At 34.1% G+C, this 2,168-nt stretch carries 3 protein-coding genes; 2 read left to right on the plus strand and 1 reads right to left on the minus strand.

Features of this window, described 5'->3' with window-relative positions; translation table 11 throughout:
- Positions 1-246: 246 nt before the first annotated feature.
- Positions 247-807, plus strand: a complete 561-nt coding sequence (locus tag ABY905_RS16690) for an RNA polymerase sigma factor (RefSeq protein ID WP_372645932.1) — start codon at positions 247-249, stop codon at positions 805-807.
- Entirely contained in the window at positions 804-1,556 is a 753-nt protein-coding gene (locus tag ABY905_RS16695; RefSeq protein WP_372645933.1) for a tol-pal system YbgF family protein, read from the plus strand. The genes ABY905_RS16690 and ABY905_RS16695 overlap by 4 nt, the downstream gene beginning before the upstream one ends.
- Before the next feature lie 200 nt (positions 1,557-1,756).
- Here the strand turns inward: ABY905_RS16695 and ABY905_RS16700 are convergent.
- A partial coding sequence (locus tag ABY905_RS16700; protein WP_372645935.1) for a CHAT domain-containing protein occupies positions 1,757-2,168 on the minus strand: 412 nt, incomplete at its 5' end.

Genomic DNA, 2,168 nt, shown 5'->3' on the forward strand with positions numbered 1-2,168 from the left:
ATTTACATTCACACAAATAAAACAATAATTCATCCGTATTTTAAATAACTTCGTCACATATTTGTTGAGTATCATATAAGTTGTTTTTCAACCACATTATGTATATCCAACAGAAAAATATCAATTTTTATTTGTTTGTAACAGACTGATAATGCGGAAATTGTAGATGTAAATTGATTAGTTTTTATTTTTTTTCGTTTTACTGGGTTACTTTTTGCAAAAAGAAGGAATAAAGAGGTAGATAACATGGATTACACAACAGAAGCAATTCTAGAAGGAATTGGGATGAGCAATAATGATGTATTGAATTACATCTATCGCAAGTTCTTTCCTGATACTTGCAGATTCGTTGAAAATAATAGTGGAACCAGTGAGGACGCACGCGACCTTTTTCAGGAGGCTATTATTGTAATCTTTCGAAAGATGAAGAAAGCACCTATAGTGCTGACTTGTAACTTTAGAACGTATATCTACTCTGTATGCCGACTCTTGTGGTTAAAAAAACTTGAGAAAAGAGATGATAATCTTGACCTTATCAAATCAGACATTGTACTCGACCAACAGGTTGATGATGTAAGTATATCTTACGAGCAAACTGAAAAGTACCGTCTGTATCAGAAGCATTTTAAACGTTTGCCAGCTGATTGTCAGGAAATCATGAGACTTTATCTTGAAAAAGTATCTGCAAAAGAAATTGCAAAAAAAATGGGCTTTGCCGGAGAAGATTACGTGAAATCTAGGAAATATAAGTGCAAGCAAACACTTATAATGAATATTAAAAGCGATAATCAATTTACCGAAGTATGATGGACGAAAAAAACTTTGATCGCATAGATAATTATCTGGACGATCAGCTTAACGAAAATGAAATCTTAGATTTTGAAAAAGATCTAATGGATGATCTTGACTTGGAGATGGAATTAAATCTTCATAACGAGATAAACGAAGCGATTATGGAAGAAGATGTCATGGAGCTTAGAAGCAAACTCGAAGCAATTGATATCCTTACTCCTGATGTAAAACGCAAAGTGAAATTCCAAGGCAAATGGAGGATTGCTGCAGCTTCTATGATTCTTTTTATTGGTATGGCTGGTATATACTCTTTGCTTGGCGACAAAACATATACCAATGAAGAAATATTTAGCAACTACTACAAGCCGTACGGTATTGTGATCAATACACGTTCCGTTTCTGATGCTGATAATACAGATAAAGTTCTGGAACAGGCTCTTCAATCCTATGAGTCTAAGAACTATCGTGCTGCACTATCATTATTCCAAACGATTTTAGATAAAGACAGTACCAATTTAACGAGTAACTTCTATTCGGGTATTTCAAATATTCAAGTACAAGAATATCCTAAAGCGAATAAGAATTTTATTCGGGTATTAAAGCACAAAAATAACCTGTTTATAGAACAATCTGAGTGGTATTTAGGAATTTGCTACCTAATGACTAACGAAAGAGAAAAAGCTAAGGAAACCTATAGTGCCATTGCCAAAGGGAATAGTTTCTACAGAACTAAAGCTAAAGAGATTCTCAATAAGCTGGAATAAATCGATTCGTCATACTATCGTTTATATAATAAGGATTGTTCTCAACAGAACAATCCTTTCTTTTGTATCCAACTTATTGAAATTAGTCTTTTGAATAGCAAATAAACCTCGAATGAGAGGTTTTATCAAACCTTTAATAAAGAATCTTCAGTCGATAATTACTTTCTCCTAAGAGCTTAAAAAGAGAAGGAAGTAGGTTTTTAAAGTATATCTAAGGTTTGTTCTTCAGCCTTTTTAGATCCTGAGCGTTGCCAAACGAAGTAAATACCACCAAACAGAAGAGTCAGTCCCAGAAGTATCAAAATCTTATGAATCATACTAAATTTGAATAAGGTTTCCGTATCACCAATGGCGACATAGCCCGACCAGAAGTAAGGATGCGATTTCAAAGCGTCAGCTGTTTCAATATATTCCAGTTTAGCTTGCTGAAGAGCAACATCCTTAGGAAAACTTTGAGACAAGTACTTATAAAATGAAGACATCAAGGTAGCACCAGATACATCTTCTACAGTCCAAAGTGTCATGATTAAACTTGGGCAACCAGAATAGAAGAAACCACGTGCTAAACTCATGACACCCTCTCCTTTAAGGAATTTACCATCACCCGAATTA

This window comes from Ancylomarina sp. (assembly GCF_041555295.1).
Taxonomy (GTDB): domain Bacteria; phylum Bacteroidota; class Bacteroidia; order Bacteroidales; family Marinifilaceae; genus Ancylomarina.